Source organism: Carboxylicivirga agarovorans (assembly GCF_050589845.1).
GTDB lineage: Bacteria > Bacteroidota > Bacteroidia > Bacteroidales > Marinilabiliaceae > Carboxylicivirga > Carboxylicivirga agarovorans.
In genome coordinates this window covers 1-16476 of record NZ_JBNGPA010000007.1, presented here as the reverse complement: position 1 = coordinate 16476, position 16476 = coordinate 1, and the positions used below count along the sequence as shown (strand labels likewise).

7 protein-coding genes and 1 other RNA gene are annotated in these 16476 nt (G+C 40.2%); all 8 read left to right on the top strand.

Annotated elements, in window-relative coordinates:
• Positions 1-419: 419 nt before the first annotated feature.
• Positions 420-1079 (top strand): PQLLE family protein, encoded by a 660-nt coding sequence (locus ACRD69_RS09570; RefSeq protein WP_430814852.1) that lies wholly within the window; start codon positions 420-422, stop codon positions 1077-1079.
• A gap of 297 nt (positions 1080-1376) precedes the next feature.
• Complete coding sequence (locus ACRD69_RS09565; protein WP_430814851.1) at positions 1377-1790, top strand: hypothetical protein; 414 nt, start codon at positions 1377-1379, stop codon at positions 1788-1790.
• 13 nt (positions 1791-1803) lie between these two features.
• On the top strand, positions 1804-10611 hold the full coding sequence (locus tag ACRD69_RS09560) for a T9SS type B sorting domain-containing protein (protein ID WP_430814850.1): 8808 nt from the start codon (positions 1804-1806) through the stop codon (positions 10609-10611).
• A gap of 68 nt (positions 10612-10679) precedes the next feature.
• Complete coding sequence (locus ACRD69_RS09555) at positions 10680-11609, top strand: PorP/SprF family type IX secretion system membrane protein (protein WP_430814849.1); 930 nt, start codon at positions 10680-10682, stop codon at positions 11607-11609.
• 52 nt (positions 11610-11661) lie between these two features.
• The gene (locus tag ACRD69_RS09550; RefSeq protein WP_430814848.1) at positions 11662-13689 is read left to right on the top strand and encodes an OmpA family protein; all 2028 of its coding nucleotides are present in this window, start codon (positions 11662-11664) and stop codon (positions 13687-13689) included.
• Between the two features lie 36 nt (positions 13690-13725).
• Positions 13726-14358, top strand: coding sequence for an SPOR domain-containing protein (locus ACRD69_RS09545; RefSeq protein ID WP_430814847.1), 633 nt, complete (start codon positions 13726-13728; stop codon positions 14356-14358).
• A gap of 21 nt (positions 14359-14379) precedes the next feature.
• Positions 14380-14748, top strand: an RNA gene (gene rnpB, locus ACRD69_RS09540) — RNase P RNA component class A.
• A gap of 26 nt (positions 14749-14774) precedes the next feature.
• On the top strand, positions 14775-16082 hold the full coding sequence (locus ACRD69_RS09535) for a YihY/virulence factor BrkB family protein (protein WP_430814846.1): 1308 nt from the start codon (positions 14775-14777) through the stop codon (positions 16080-16082).
• The last annotated feature ends 394 nt before the right edge of the window (positions 16083-16476 follow it).

Here is a 16476-nt window from a genome sequence, read left to right as displayed (position 1 = left end):
TGGATATCCTGGTTATTTGCTTGTCTTTCTTATTTGTATTCCGCCAGTACATAGTCATTTTACTTCTTTTTGAAACCTAAACTTGCCAAATAATGCATTGAATTTATTTCTGAATGTTAAATCATTAATGTGTTTTATACTTAATTGAATTCTTACATATTAATGAGTCAGTCTTATTGCTAATCGCTTCAATAAAAATTTGAAATGTGATTTAATATATATTTAATTGATATACCTTATTAAAATATGAATGAAACTATTGTATAAATCATGTGAAACATTTAATAAATAGAAAGAGTCAACTGATAAAAAGAGTTAAAATAATTTGTAAATGTTGAAATAAATTACAAATATTTACGATGTTTATCGTATTTAGTCAGATTGTCCTTATTATTAGAAATATAATATAGGTTTATAGCATGCATTATACAAAGAACAGAATAAGTGAGTATCAGTCCGGAGTCGAGATGTTGTTTCGAAATAGCATGGATCAGGAAGATGTAAAGAGGACCGTGGATAAATATGGATATGGTGAAGCTCAGTTAAGTCGTATGTATAATCTGAATCAGGAGCTGAGTGTGTTGCTTGAAAAAATGGAGGAGGCGAAGCATCATAAGGTGTATGTGTATGATGAAAAAAATAAGCTCTATGAGCGCCTGAAAAAAGATTATATGCGCTATTTAAAGCTAGCCAGGATTGCATTGGCCGATAATGCCGGGGCAAGTGCTGCTTTGATGTTAGGTGGGGCAAGGGCGCGTACAAAGAATGAATTTGTGCTTCAGGTAAAAGCGTTCGTGTCAAGTCTGCTAAATAATAAAGATTGGTTAAGTGAATTGAGTGTTTATAATATTAGTGAGGATGATGTTAAAATTATGGATGCCGATCTTGACGAACTGGAGCGAAAAATAAGGGTGTGTCTTGAAGCGCAGGGGAAAGTACGTAGTCTGGCGGTTGACAAAAAGAAACTACTCGTTCAGTTGCAAAGTTATGTAAGTGACTATGTTAAGGTGGTGCGAATCGCCCTTGAAGAAAGGCCTAAGCTATTGGTTAGTCTAGGTATCAAAATGAAAAACGGATAACATACGATAATTGACATAAAAATAATATAAGGTAATGTGCGAAGAATGCCTGATGAGGTGTAACTTCTGCAGAGTAATGACGTAAAAACTCTAATATTTGGGAGAGTTCGTTTGTGTTGACTGTGGGTTGGAAGTGAAGTAAGTGGTGATGATTGTGATGTTAATCGCCCGATTTTGGGTGTTGATAAAATAATTATAATAATAACTTCTATCCTTTGTCAGTATTGGGAACGAAATTATATTTTTATTGCTGTGTAGAGGGTTTGTGGAGTTGGGGACTGAAATAAACACACGTTTATGATGAGAGAACAATTTATTAAGATTTTATTTTTTGCATTCATTATGCTTGGCTTTGGTGGTGCAATAAATATTTATGCTCAAAGTAATGAGCAACATTTGCCTTGCCTTAAAAAAGTTTATTTAGCCAGCGATTCTGAGGTTCTGCTTGACTGTAAACCTGAGGATAGCAAGTATATCCCATTTGACCGGTTTGTATGGACTGTCAATAAAGCAAAAAGCAAAGGGCTTACCGGCGATGAAATAAAAGGATGTATTAAAAAGAAGAGGGGAAGGTACTATCTGCTCCCTGGTGAGATATATAAGAAGATTGGTGACAGGGAAGTCGCCTTGGTGTATTCGCAATATACCAATGACGGACGAGGTTACAGTACGCATTTTCTTATTAAGGTAATCGATAATGTTAATGACTAAAGAAACCAGGAAGATGAAAAGACTTTTACTTAATTGTTTTCTATTGCTTTCGCTTTTCTCGTTCAGTGGCCAGTTTGCTGCTGGACAATCTTGTGTTAATGATAATTATTGTGATAATGACGCTGACTTATTGCTCAATTGTCCTGATGTTCCAACCTGGACTGAGTATTTCTGGGAGATAACCGAGATTGACGGAACAGGTAATCCAGGAACAGTGATACCTGAATTAATAAGGGTTGATGGTTCAGATTACTATTTTACCCCAAGTAATGTGCCTAATGGATACATTGGTGTAGAGTTATATGTAGTTTGTGTAAGGGGTACCCCATCAAATCGTCAGGGACAGCTTTGGAAAAGTGTTCGCGTCAGACCAGCGCCAAGTGTATATGATCTGTCTGGACCAGCCGATGTTTGTCAGGGAGAAGCTTTTACTATGCAATTAGCTAATTCAGAAGGTGTAACAACGACTTATCGTTTGTTTTCTGAAGATTCTGGTTCGCCTAAAGGTGTTTCTGGTGGACAAAACGGAACAATTGATTTTAACCTAACAATACCAACACCTAATAGTTATACTTTTTATGTAGTTGCTGATGATGGATTCTGTTCATCTGAGATGCCGGTAGTACGTCCTACTGTTATTGTTAATGAACTGCCTGATGTAGATGCCGGAGCCGATGTTGAATGGTGTGCCGGCAATCCTGCTGTAACATTAACTGCTAATACAAGTGTAGCATCTCCAACATACTTATGGAGTACTGGTGAAACAACGCAAAGTATTACAGTATCACCTGCTGCAACAACAACATACACAGTAACAATTACCAATGCAGCAACTTCCTGTGAAGCAAGTGATGATGTTATTGTTAATGTAAATGCTTTACCTGATGTTGATGCCGGTTTAGACCAGACGATTTGTTTTGGTGATCCGGCTGTTGCATTGACTGCAGCTACATCTGTTGGTGGCGCTACTTTTTTGTGGAGTACTGGTGAAACAACTCAAACTATAAATGTATCTCCTGCTGCCACAACTATCTATACTGTTACCGTCACTAATCCAGCAACAGGCTGTGAGGCGAGTGATATTGTAACTGTAAACGTAGACCCACTGCCTGATGTTGATGCCGGCTTAGATCAAACCATCTGTTTTGGTGATCCATCCGTAGCATTAACTGCAGCTACTTCGGTAGGTGGGGCAACTTTCTTATGGAGTACTGGTGAAACAACTCAAACCATTAATGTATCGCCTGCCGCAACGACTGTTTATACTGTTACCGTAACTAATCCTGCTACAGGATGTGATGCAAGTGATAATGTAACTGTAAATGTTAATGACCTGCCTGATGTCAGTGCAGGTGCTGATGTTGATATGTGTGCTGGCGACCCTGCTGTTACATTAACCGCCACTTCAAGTGTTCCAACTGTATCTTATTTATGGAGTACTGGCGAAACAACGCAGAGTATTAATGTTGCACCAGCTGCAACAACAACCTATACAGTAACCATTACTAATACAACAACAGGTTGTTCTGATAGTGATGATGTTATTGTTACTGTTAATCCTTTACCTGATGTTGATGCAGGATTAGATCAAACCATTTGTTTTGGTGATCCGGCAGTTGCATTAAGCGCAACTACATCAGTAGGAGGAGCCACTTACCTATGGAGTACCGGTGAAACAACACAAAATATTAATGTGTCTCCTGCAACAACAACAGTTTATACTGTTACAGTAAGAAATCCGGCCACGGGATGTGAAGCGAGCGATATTGTCACCGTAAATGTTAATCCGCTACCTGATGTTGATGCTGGTCTTGACCGTACTATTTGTTTTGGTGATCCTGCAATGACATTAACTGCTGCTACATCAGTTGGTGGTGCAACTTTCTTATGGAGTACCGGTGAAACAACGCAATCTATAAATGTATCACCTGCAGTTACAACAGTTTATACTGTTACTGTGACTAATCCTGCAACAGGATGTGAGGCAACTGATAATGTAACAGTTAATGTTAATTCATTGCCAGATGTAAGTGCTGGTGCTGATGTAGATATGTGTGCCGGCGACCCTGCCGTTACCTTAACAGCTAACAGCACTGTACCAACGGTTTCGTATTTATGGAGTACTGGTGAAACTACACAGAGTATTAATGTTGCGCCTGCCGCAACAACAACATATACAGTAACCATCACTAATACTTCGACAGGATGTGAAAATAGTGATGATGTAATTGTTACTGTTAATCCTTTACCTGATGTTGATGCAGGTTTGGACCAGGCTATCTGTCTTGGTGATCCGGCTATTGCTTTAACTGCAAACACATCAGTTGTTGGTGCTACATTCCTATGGAGTACGGGTGAAACCACACAAACCATTAATGTATCTCCGGCAGCAACAACTACTTACAGCGTTTCTGTAACCAATCCGGCAACAACTTGTTCTGCAAGTGATGATGTCTTGGTGACTGTCAATAATGTTACTGCTAATATTAGTATTAGTGCACCTGTTTCAGGAGGTACTGAAATTTGTGCGGGAACAACAGTGACATTTAATGCAGCAGGTGTAGGAGGTTCAGGGAACTATAATTATGATTTCCACCGCGTAAGAGGCGCTTCAGATGTTTCTGTACAAAACTCAACTACCGCAACATATTCTGATGGTGCTTTGCAAAACGGAGATATTATATATGTAATAGTTACCGATAATACAACAGCTTGTTTCGATCAGTCTGTCAATATAACAATGATCGTAAATGCTAACCCTGTTGTTGCATTGAACATAACTAATCCGGCGAGCGGAAGCTCTACGGTATGTGATGGAACTAATGTCGAGTTTACGGCTACGCCAGGTTATGATAGTTATGACTTCTATTTAAATGGAGGTCTTGTACAAAGCAGTGCATCAAATATTTATACTAATAATGCATTGTCTACAGGAGACCAGATATTTGTTGAGGCTACTCAAGGAAGTTGTCGTGGTTCATCCGTTCCACCTATTACAATGACAGTGAATAATTTACCAACACCAACATTGGTGAGCGATCAAGCAGGCAACATTGCATGTCCTGCTGAAGAGGTAACTTTCACTGCAGGTGGTGGTGTTTTATATGAATTCTTTGTGGATGGAATTTCACAAGGACCTGCTGCAGCAGCGACTGAATTAAATTATACGCACCCAACAAATAATCCTTATAATGTTACTGTTATTGTGACCGATGCAAATGGTTGTATTGCAACAAGTGCACCACTCACAATAACTTTCGATCCGGCAACAGCTGGATTAACAGCCGATAATACTACTATCTGTGCCGGTGACGATGTCACCTTTAATGCAACTGGTGGAGTTAGCTATGAATTTTTCGTTGGTGTAACATCTGTTCAGGGTCCTGGAGCAGCTGATGTTTATGTAGCCTCCGGATTAACAGATGGTGAGGTTGTTACAGTTGAAGTAACAAATGGAAATGGTTGTATCGATAGACATGCTGGTATTCCTATTACTGTAACCGCATTACCAATTCCGGGACTGACAAGTTCGGATGCTGATAATATTATTTGTGCTGGTGATGAAGTTACATTCACAGCTTCAGGTGGTGCATGGTATGAATTCTTTGTGAATGGAATTAGCGTTGGAGCTGGTTCTGCTACAAATACTTACACTACTTCAAGCTTGGTTGATGGTGATCGTGTATCAGTTAACGTGGCTGTTGGTCCGGGTGGTTGTTCTGCATTATCAGGAGAATTGATTCATACTGTTAACCCGCTGCCAACACCAATATTAACAAGTGATGCACCTACTGGTAACGCTTGTCCTGGTCAGGAAGTAACCTTTACAGCTGGTGGTGGTGTCAACTATCAATTCATTCTCGATGATGTTGCTCAGGGTGTACCTGGTGTAGCGACTGAATTTAAGCATATTACTGCAGGTGACTTCAAAGTTGAAGTTCTTGTGATTGATGGCAATGGTTGTCAGGCTACAAGTTCTGCGATTAACATAACAGAAGACGCGGCAACTGCCGTGCTTGCTGCTGATCGTACAACAATTTGTGCTGGCGAAGATGTTACTTTCACTGCGGCAGGTGGTGTGACTTATGAATTCTTGATCGATGATGTACCACAGGTTGTTGCCGATCCAACGAGTAATATTTTTGTTGCGTCTGGTTTAACTGATGGACAGGTTGTAAAAGTGAAAGTTACAAATGCAACTGCTTGTGAAGATACACATGCTGGAATTGCCATTAGTGTCAATCCATTACCAACTGCAGATATTACAAGTTCTGATGCGGATAACGTGATTTGTGTTGGCGATGAAGTTACTTTCACTGCAGCAGGTGGTGATCTGTATGAATTCTTTATTAATGGAATTAGTGTTGGAGCAGCTTCTACAACAAATACTTACGTTACAAATGCTCTGGTTGATGGTGATCGTGTTAGCGTTAACGTGACGAATACCACAACTGGTTGTTCTCAAATGTCGGCAGAACTCGTTCATACTGTTAACTCACTTCCGACCGCAGGCATTACTGCCAATACCGGTCCGAATATCATATCTGGAACTGATGTTACTTTTACAGCAACAGGTGGAGTGGAGTATGAGTTCTTCAAAAATACTGTTCTTGTTCAGGTGCGTTCAGTAGTTGATACATATGGTCCGGTAAATGATTTGGTTGATGGTGATGTAATATCAGTTAATGTATATAATGCAAATGGCTGTATGGCTTCGGCCGATATTACCATGAGCGTTGTTGATGGTATCACGCCTTATGACTTGTTAGCTTCTGATACACAGTATTGTGAAGATGCATCGGGTGTTAGTATTTATCTGGCGGCACCACAGGCAGGTGTGTCGTACCGATTGATCAGAACATCTGATGATCAGTTGATCAATCCAATCATATTGTTTGATGGTTCAAACACAGTACGGTGGGATGATGTAACTGTGCCTGCTGCTCTTACTAGTGAAGAGTTCAGAGTCGAAGGTTTCTATCCAACTGTACCAGGATCTGAAGTTGAGATGAACAACCGTGTAACTATAACACGAAACGATCTACCGATTGTGTACAGCATTCTGCCGACAGGAACTGTAACAGGATGCGGTGGTGGAGCTGGTCATGAAGTCAAACTTGAAAATTCAGAAACCGGGGTGAGCTACCAGTTAATGCTTGATGGTGGTAACATAGGAGCCGTTGTTAACGGAAGTACCGGTAATGAAATAACATTTGGTTTCCAAACGATTTTTGGAGAGTATACTATAATGGCAACTAACACAGCCACAGGCTGTAGTAGTTTAATGAGTAATACATTTACCATTGACCCTGACGGAACTTACGCAAGTTTCGATGTAACAGGTGATGGTAGTTTCTGTGCAGGAAGTTCAGGTGCTGATGTGGTTCTTGAAGGATCAGAATCAGGAGTTGAGTATCGCGTCATTCGTGATGGAATTGAAATAGGAGACTCATGGACGGGCGATGGTGCTGCGCATACATTCGGACCTTATACTACTGAAGGTAGTTACAGTGTGGTTGTCAATACGACTACTGGTTGTCAGTATCCGATGAACGGTGCTGTTACCGTGCTGGAAGTTGCCTTACCAACATCATATGATCTTGAAGCGACTAATAATGGACGTTTCTGTCCGGGTGGTGTTGTAACTATCACTATATCAGGTCAGCAGAATGGTGTTGATTATGAATTATTCCAGGATAATGTATCGGTGTCTTCTGTTACCGGAACATTGGATGATGATACTGCTCCATTAAGCTTTGGCGATTTCGGAATAGCAGGAACTTATCGTGTTGAAGCACGAACAACTGGTGTTGTTTGTTCATCATCAATGAATAATGAATTGATTCTTGTTGAAGATGCATTGCCAGTAGTATTTAATGTCACTTCTGATGGTGACTACTGTACTGGAGGTACAACCTTCTTACACTTAGATGGTTCAGAATCTGATGTTCAGTACCGTTGGGAAAGAGAGGGTGACTTGGTTACCGGACCTTGGGTCGATGGTAATGGAGGTATTCTTGACTTTGAAATAACAGGTACCGATACCTATTATATTGTAGCGATGCGCAAAGACGGTGTTACTTCATGTACGAGTGAAATGAACCCACGCGTTGCAATAACCGAGAAATTATTTGCCGACTTAACGAAAGTGCTTAGTATCAAACCGGGAACAGGTCTTGATTGTAACAACGGTGCAGTTGTTATAGTAGAAGCCTCGGAAGCAGGGGTGGTATATGAGTTGGTTAAATCAGGTATAAGAACCGGAAATAGTGTGACCGGTGATGGTAATGATGTAGAATTCCCATTTGCTATACTTGATATTGATGCTACTTATGAGGTCTACGCCGATAAAGATGGTTGTGAACAAACGCTTATTAATACAATCTATATTGATGTGCCGGGTGCTATGAAACAATATGCTGTTACCGGAAGTGGTGATATCTGTAATGGTGATCCTGGTCAGCAGTTTGGTGTTGCATTTGGTGATAATGGTGTTAATTATACCCTTTACCTGGCTGATGCTCCTGGAAGTAACAGCGGAACTGCACAGCAGACTATAGTTGGAGGTGGTACACCGATTACCTTTGATCTTGTTAATAATCCGGGTGAGTACTATGTATTAGCCGATGATGGTGCTGGTTGTGCCATTGAAATGCTTAACCGTGAGACCTTGATCGTACATCCGCTTCCGATTGCTTATCAAATATCAGGTTCTGGTAAGTATTGTTCGACCGAAGCAGGTGCGTTTATAAGCCTTGAAAGCTCAGAGGTTGGCGTTGAGTATATTGTGCAAATGGCTGGAATCCAGCAAGGAACACGAGTAAGTGGTTCAGGTGCCGAATTGACATTTGGTCCGTTTACTACTGCTGGTGTATATACTGTAGTAGCTTATAACAGTACAACGCTATGTACTTCAAACATGAATGGTGAAGTGACCATTGGTCTGGATGCCGATATTGTTAACTATGACATTGTTAATACCGAACTGTCATACTGCGAAGCTGATGGAGGTGTCGATATTACCCTTGCAGGTCAGCAGGATGGCATAACATACCAGGTATTTAACCTTGCCATGGAACTTCAGGCTGAAGTAGTCGGTGATGCATCTGGCAACCAGTTAAGTCTTGGTTTATTACCAGAAGGAACCTATACCATTATTGCGTCTTATGGTGGAGATGGCTGTGTTACTCAAATGAATAGCGGAAATGCAGTTGTTATCACTTCTAATTCAAGTCCTCTTTCATTTAATGTAACAACCACCGAGTTTGTTAATGTATGTCAGGGAACGACGATTGATATTGAGTTAGATGGCAGTGAGGATACTCGTGTTTACAATATTGTAGATGAGTTGAATAATGTTGTAGCGACTGCCACAGGTGACGGTAATGCATTGACAATACCAATATTGTGTGATGAGATAGGAGACAATCTATACGAGGTTGTCGCGGTTGGAACACCAACATGTGATCTTGTGTTGGATGTTGTACGCGTATCGGTTAAAGATGCTCCTGGATTACCGGTTCTTGAGGCCAGCATTGATATGAATTACTGCTGGGATGCAGAAGGTGTTAAAGTTGTATTAACTGCTGTCGAATCAGGAGTTGACTACTATATCGTAGAGAAAGCGACAGGTAACAGAATCGGCTTCTTATCAGGTGATGCTGGTGTTCGTGAATTTAAAGAGTCCGTACTTGCAGGTACTTACTATGTAATTGCCAAGTCGTTTAATAGTGGATGTGATATTAATAGTAGCGACTTCGTAATTTCGGCTTACTCTGAAATACAGCAATTCAGGATGAAGGTAGGTACAAACGAAGGTGGCTTTGAATATATTGAAGAAGGTGAAGTTGGAACCGGTTCGATCAATGTAGACATGATCGGTCTTGAATTGTCAACCGTTGATGTTAGGTATACCTTATTGAAGGATAATGTACCTTATTCACCAGACTATGTATTAGACAGTGGTACAGGAAATCCATTCTTATTCAACAATTCTATTCCAGAGGGTGGTATTTATACTATTCTTGCCGAAGAAAATGGTTGTTCAAGGTTGATGGCCGGTAGCGTTAATATCTTTGAGAAACCTCTTGAGGCTATCGATGATATCCTACCTGTGACTTATGGACAAAATGTTGGTGATACCAGCGTATGGTTCAATGATGTAAGTCTTCCAGCTATCGATATTAATGTAGGTCCGTCGAAGAATATCTACTTTAAGTTATTAGGATGCGAAGAAGAACTTGATCTTAGCGAACTGGTACCATGGGATTCTGAAGCTCCACAGCCTAAGCATACCAAAGACAGGAATGGTAATGACATGAACCTGGTTGAAGTATATGCAGACGGAAGTATAGTGTTTACCAAGTTACCAAGTTTCTATGGACGTGATTCTATTGACTATGTTGTCTATAACACCGATTATCTTGGTTCAAACAGGTATGACAGAGGCCGCATCTATTTCTTTGCAGGTAACGTTAACCAGGCTGAAGATGAATTACTGATTCCTAATGCATTCTCACCAAACGGTGATGGATTCAATGATGAATTTGTGATCAGTCAGTTTAAAACAGAGCCTTCTGAATCGAAATTAGAAGTATATAACCGATGGGGTACGCTTGTGTATCGTTCGCAGGGTAAGAAGTACACAGAGGACTTCTGGGATGGTAAATCCAATGCAGGAATGGTTACACTTGGAGCAGACTTACCAAGTGGAACATACTACTATGTATTCAAAGTTGACATCAGTGTTGAAGATGAAGACACGGGAAGCTCAGAGACTGTATCAAAAGAATATACCGGATTTATTGAACTTAGAAGATAAAAGTAGTTAATTGTCACCTCCCGCCTTGGTGGGAGGTGTAGTTACAATCGAAGATAAAATTTAAACACATGAAATATCTACTGCCTATATTAATGTTGATTGCCTTACCGGTGATTGTTAGTGGTCAGGACCAGGCTCAATACAATCACTATATCAGCAATCAGGGTGTTTTAAACCCGGCTTATAATGGTACCAGGGATGTCATTAGTGGTTTAATTATTAGCCGTAATCAATGGTTAGGGATGAGTGATGCACCTATGAATCAGGCCATCAATGTCCATGGGCCTATTGAGGATACTAACCTTGGAGTTGGAGTAGTGCTGGAAAATGACCGTTTGGGATTCTCCAATAATTTCAACTTTATGGCGGCGGGTTCATATAAGCTGCAGATGGGACGTAGAGATTTTCTGGCCCTGGGATTGCAACTAGGTGTTACCTCAAATGTATATGACGGAACACAGGCTATAACACACGACTATGGAGACCCCGTTTTTGATGGTAAACAGTCCTTAATTGGCTTTAATTTCGGTATTGGAGCATATTACTATGCCGAGAATTATTTCGCTGGCTTTTCGATACCACGTTTCTTCAGACCCGATTTTGATGAAGCGAATGAAGAAGGTAAATTCAAAAATACCGTTAGCTTTAAAGATTTACATTCATACTGGTATGGTGGTTACATTTTTGACTGGGGCGATGTAAAGGTTAAGCCAACTGCTTTAATCAGAACAGTTGTTGGTGCACCTCTTACCTTTGATCTGACAGCTAATGTGCTTTTAAACGAGCGTATCTGGTTAGGAGCCGGCTACAGAAGTATATCTGAGGTCGTGGTTTTAAGTGAGTTTATCATTAACCGTCAGTGGACAGTACGATATTCATTTGACTATTCATTGTCAAAGTTGGCGACCTATGGACAGTATGGTTCGCACGAAATAGGATTACAGTTTGATTTCTCTTTCAATAAGAGAGCAGGAATGCGCTCAATTAGATACTTCTAACAGAGTATCAATGATTGTATTTAAAAAGAATTTTGGATTAAATATTTAACCGATGAAACCTAATTCTCGAATAACACTTCTTTTTTTGTTGCTGTTGTCTTTGACACCGGCATTTGCTCAACGCAATGAACTGAAGAAGGCACAAGAGTTTTTAGAAAACGAAGAATATTTCAGGGCATTGGAGTATTATAACATTGCTGAGGAGAAAGGTGCTCAGTTTAACACCCAAACAAAGCTTGAAATTGCTCGTTGTCACTATGGTCTTAAAGACGTTCAGAGCGCATTTGATGCGTATATTGAACTGGAAGATGCGCTTGAAGGTATTGACATCCTCAATTATGCTTCATGTTGGCATATGCAGGGTGGTTTTGATCTCGCCATTGAGTGGTACGAAAAGGCCAAAAAAGTAGAGGGGGTTAATCCGATCGATATGAACAAGTTGATTGAATCCTGTGAATGGGCGATGAAAAATGGACGATTGGATACAACTGTTGTTGTAAACCCTGAAACAATGCTCGTAGGTGATGTATCGTTTGGTATTCAGTATTATAAAGATGGGGTTGTATATTCAGCAGAAAAAGAACGTAGTAAGGAGGTGGACCGTTCCGGTAAAGGAATTCTTAACCTGGCGTTTTTAAAATTAGTTGATGGAGAGCTTCAAGAAGGAAGTAAATCTTTCTCTAAGAACCTTGAATCTGATTCACACGTTGGTGCCACAGCCTTTACTAGCGATTACAGGCGTATATTCTACACAAAACCTGTGCGCGTAAGAGGTGGAGAAAGCCGCTTAAAAATATTTACCGCTGAGTTTAACGGAGACGATTGGATCAATGAGCGTGTATTATCCATCAACTCAGATGATTACAACGTGGCTCACCCGGCAGTGTCTCCTGATAACAAATTTTTGTACTATACGTCAACGCAACGTGATGGTCAGGGAGGTAAAGACCTTTTTAAAGCTGAGATCATGTCGTCAGGAGATGTTACTAAAGGAATTAACCTTGGACCTGAGATTAATACATTCGGTAACGAAGAATGGCCTTATATAACTAAGGATGGTGACTTAATATTTGCATCTGATGGTCATGTTGGTTTTGGAGGATTAGACATCTTTAAGGCTGAGAAAACAGATTCAGGCTTTGCAAATGTGACCAACATGAGGCAGCCAATAAACAGTGGTAAAGATGATTTTGGTTATGTGATCAATCCTGGCGATGAAAAAAGAGGTTTCCTGTCATCAAACCGTGTTGGTTCTGGTCGTGATGATGCCATTTTCGCTATTGCACCAAAGGAAAAGGAAGAAGAAGAGGACGATGCACCACCTATTTTCGGTTTAGACGAAGTGCCGGTGGTTGATATGCAGGAAGAGGTGCCTGTTGATGATACACCAGTGATTATTCCGATCGTTGATCTGTCAATGTTCCCTGCAAGCTTAAAAACAAAAATTACTTCAACATTCAACGGTGGTGTTATAGAAGGTGTCATGGTTGAAATACGTGACGCTAATGATGGAACATTGGTTGCTTCAGGTGTTAGTGGAGAAGATGGAAGAGTGTCGATTGTTATCCCTGATGAATACAAGAAAGACGATCAGGAGTTTGAAATTAAATTCTCAAAAGGAGGTGAATTTAATTCCAAGCGAATGATAGTTAATATCATGGAAATCGAAGATATCAATAACAATGGTTTAAGCCTGACACCTATATTCAAAGATGATGTTTTAGACGATATAGGTACAATGATCATTCCTTATGAAGGCAATGAAATTACAAAAGAAGGACTGGCCGTATTGGATGAATTGGCTACTTATTTATTGCAGAATCCGAATATTGTCGTAAAGTTAAACGGTCATACGGAAGCAAAAGGTAACAGGTATAACAACTTGAATGTTTCGCAAAGCATTGCTGAAAAAGCGGAACAGATAATGATCTCTAAAGGTATTAATGATGATCAAATGATACCTCGTGGTTACGGAGAGCGCTATTTGAAAAACAAGTGTAAACGTGGCGTTTACTGTTCAGACAGTGAGCACTTGATAAACCGCCGGATTGAGGTTGTTGTTTGGCGTATACTTGAATAATTAAAGGACTTGTGTAACGGTAATAACGTGTCAATAATGAAACTAAAATACGTGATCATATATGCTTTTATAGTTGTGTTTAGTCTGGGTGCTAAAGCAGATAAACTGGAAGCGTTACGAACAAATAAAAAAATTATAAGTATGAGCGAAGCACAGGCTCCATACTTTGCCATTCAGATCATAGCCTTAAAACTGCCACCCCAGGCTCCTGAATTCTTTAGAAATGTGGATATGGCGCGTGAATATCGCTGTGATGACGGTTACCTGCGCTTCTGTGTTGGGGAGTATAATTCCTACAATGAGGCAAAAGCTGCAATTGAAAGTGTCAAAGCCATGGGGTATGATCAGGCTTTTGTTGTTGATACCCGTAAATACGCCATTGACGGAAGTTATGCTAAAGGTAGTTCTGTAAAAAGTTCAAAGAAGATAGATCCAGATAAGGTATATACAGTTCAGCTGAGTGCATTTCGTTTCCCTGTATACTTATCGCATTTTGAAAACATAGATGATGTCATGGAGTTTCGTATGAAGGATAAGATTTTTCGTTATACGACAGGGCAATTTAAAGGGGATATTGCTGAAGCGGAACTGCAACGCATTAAGGCACTTGGATACAAAGACGCTCATTTAGTTGAGTTAGATAAGTACATGCCGTTTAAGATTGAATAAAATTTATTGTAGCTTTGCACAATAGCAAGTCGGTCTATCGCTGCAATCAATAGGTTGGAGAGGAAAGTCTGGGCAATGCAGAGCACCGTACTTCTGAATAGGAAGAAGCTCGTGAGGGTTTAGTAACGTAGCAGAAAATAACCGCCTTAGGGTAAGGGTGAAAAGGTGAGGTAAGAGCTCACCAATGGGGTAGGTGACTATCCCAGTTGTACGTCTTACGGATTGCAAGACCATGTATATCATAATTCCGAAAGGAGCAGGGCTGCTCGAACTGTTTCGAAAGATGTTATGAGGGGTAGGTCGCTAAAAGTAACAGGTGACTGTTATTTTAGATAAATGATAGACACTCCCTCGGGAGTACAGGACCCGGCTTACAGACTTGCTATTTCTTTTTTCTTTCAATAAACCACTACACAATGAAGGAACGAATAGCTAAGATCATCCATTTTTTCAATGAAGAGATATGGCGAATAAGAAAAGAAAACTCCTCAAAGAGGCAGTTTTTTTTGATTCGTACCATTCGCATTTTAAGCATATCAGTGCAAGGCTTTATCAATGACAAATGCCAGCTTAAGGCCTCAGCGCTTACTTTTTACTCTTTATTATCTGTTGTCCCTGTTGCTGCCCTGGCTTTTGGTATTGCTAAGGGATTTGGCCTGGATCATAAATTACAGGCAATATTAACCGACAAACTTGAAGGACAGGAAGAGGTGCTCGAATTTGTGTCTGACTTCGCTTTGAATTACCTCGAACGGACACCTGGAGGTGAAATAGCAGGTATTGGACTTGTAGTCTTATTCTGGTCTGTTATGAAGGTATTCGGTAACATAGAACATTCCTTTAATGATATATGGGAAGTTAAACACGCCCGCTCTTTTATCCGAAAGTTCAGCGATTATATTTCTTTGATGTTAATAGCTGTGGTATTTATGATCTCAAGCAGTGGTGCTGTTGTGATAGTAAAGGATCAGTTGCGTAATTTTGGTATTGAAGGCTCTGGTGCTTCAGGAATGATCTATGTTTCTTCTTATGTGCTGGTGTGGATAGTTTTTACACTGATGTTGTATATCATGCCCAACACCCGCGTTAAGTTCAGAGCTGCACTTTTCGGTGGAATATTATCCGGGTCCCTGTTTCAACTGCTCCAATACGGCTACCTGCATTTTCAAAGTTCGGTTACCAGTTACAATGCCATCTATGGTAGCTTTGCTGCTTTGCCATTCTTCCTGATCTGGCTACAGGCCAGCTGGTTAATTGTATTACTTGGAGCCGAGTTGTCATTTGCCTTTCAAAATGCGGATAGCTATGAATTTGATGCTGACACAAGGAGGGTTAGCAACGCTTATAAGAGACATGTAATCCTTATGGTTGCATCATTTGTCATTAAACGCTTTGAAAGGGGTAAAAAAGCCCCTAATAACATGGAGTTATCCAATGAGCTTAAACTACCTATTCGGTTAATAAATGAGGTGCTGTATGAGCTTGTTTTAAGCAATGTCTTCTCAGAGGTAAGCAATGATGATGATAAGGAAACCTATTATCAGCCTGCAATGGATATTAATAAGCTAAAAGTAATGGATGTGATCAGAATGGTAGATACCAAGGGTAGTCGTGATCTGCACTTTGAAGAAACCATTCATTTGCATAACCTTGAGGATATTCTCGAAGAGTTCAATGAGCTATTGCATAATAGTAAGAAAAACATTTTACTAAAGGAGTTATAGGAGTAAGAGCTTAATAGCAGAGGAGTTGAGCTAAGGATCTGTCGAACTGCTTATCCTTCTGCTTATCGGGAGCCGAACTGATCAATTGTTGAATTGTCGAATGACCTGGATGGCTTAATTTATAAAGCGACAAGAGTCACACGGCTAATGTCATTAAGCTAAAGCTAGTCAATCTACATAAAAGACTGAAGGTCCTTAACATCAAAACAAGGGGCGATGCCCTTTGGTGTTCCAAAAGATTCAAACATTCACATATATAGTGTTTTTCAAGCTGTAAATCAGCTCTCCTCCTGGCAAGGAGGAGTACCTCGACGAAGGAGAGGGGAGGTGGTTTTAAGTCTTTTTTATAAATTAGTTTTCAACAATATAAGAAAGATATGAAAAGTAACCGGCC

Excerpts from the sequence above, each read along its gene's own strand:
- ACRD69_RS09570 (WP_430814852.1), top strand. The coding sequence starts at position 420 with ATGCATTATACAAAGAACAGAATAAGTGAGTATCAGTCCGGAGTCGAG.
- ACRD69_RS09565 (WP_430814851.1), top strand. The coding sequence starts at position 1,377 with ATGATGAGAGAACAATTTATTAAGATTTTATTTTTTGCATTCATTATG.
- ACRD69_RS09560 (WP_430814850.1), top strand. The coding sequence starts at position 1,804 with ATGAAAAGACTTTTACTTAATTGTTTTCTATTGCTTTCGCTTTTCTCG.
- ACRD69_RS09555 (WP_430814849.1), top strand. The coding sequence starts at position 10,680 with ATGAAATATCTACTGCCTATATTAATGTTGATTGCCTTACCGGTGATT.
- ACRD69_RS09550 (WP_430814848.1), top strand. The coding sequence starts at position 11,662 with ATGAAACCTAATTCTCGAATAACACTTCTTTTTTTGTTGCTGTTGTCT.
- ACRD69_RS09545 (WP_430814847.1), top strand. The coding sequence starts at position 13,726 with ATGAAACTAAAATACGTGATCATATATGCTTTTATAGTTGTGTTTAGT.
- ACRD69_RS09535 (WP_430814846.1), top strand. The coding sequence starts at position 14,775 with ATGAAGGAACGAATAGCTAAGATCATCCATTTTTTCAATGAAGAGATA.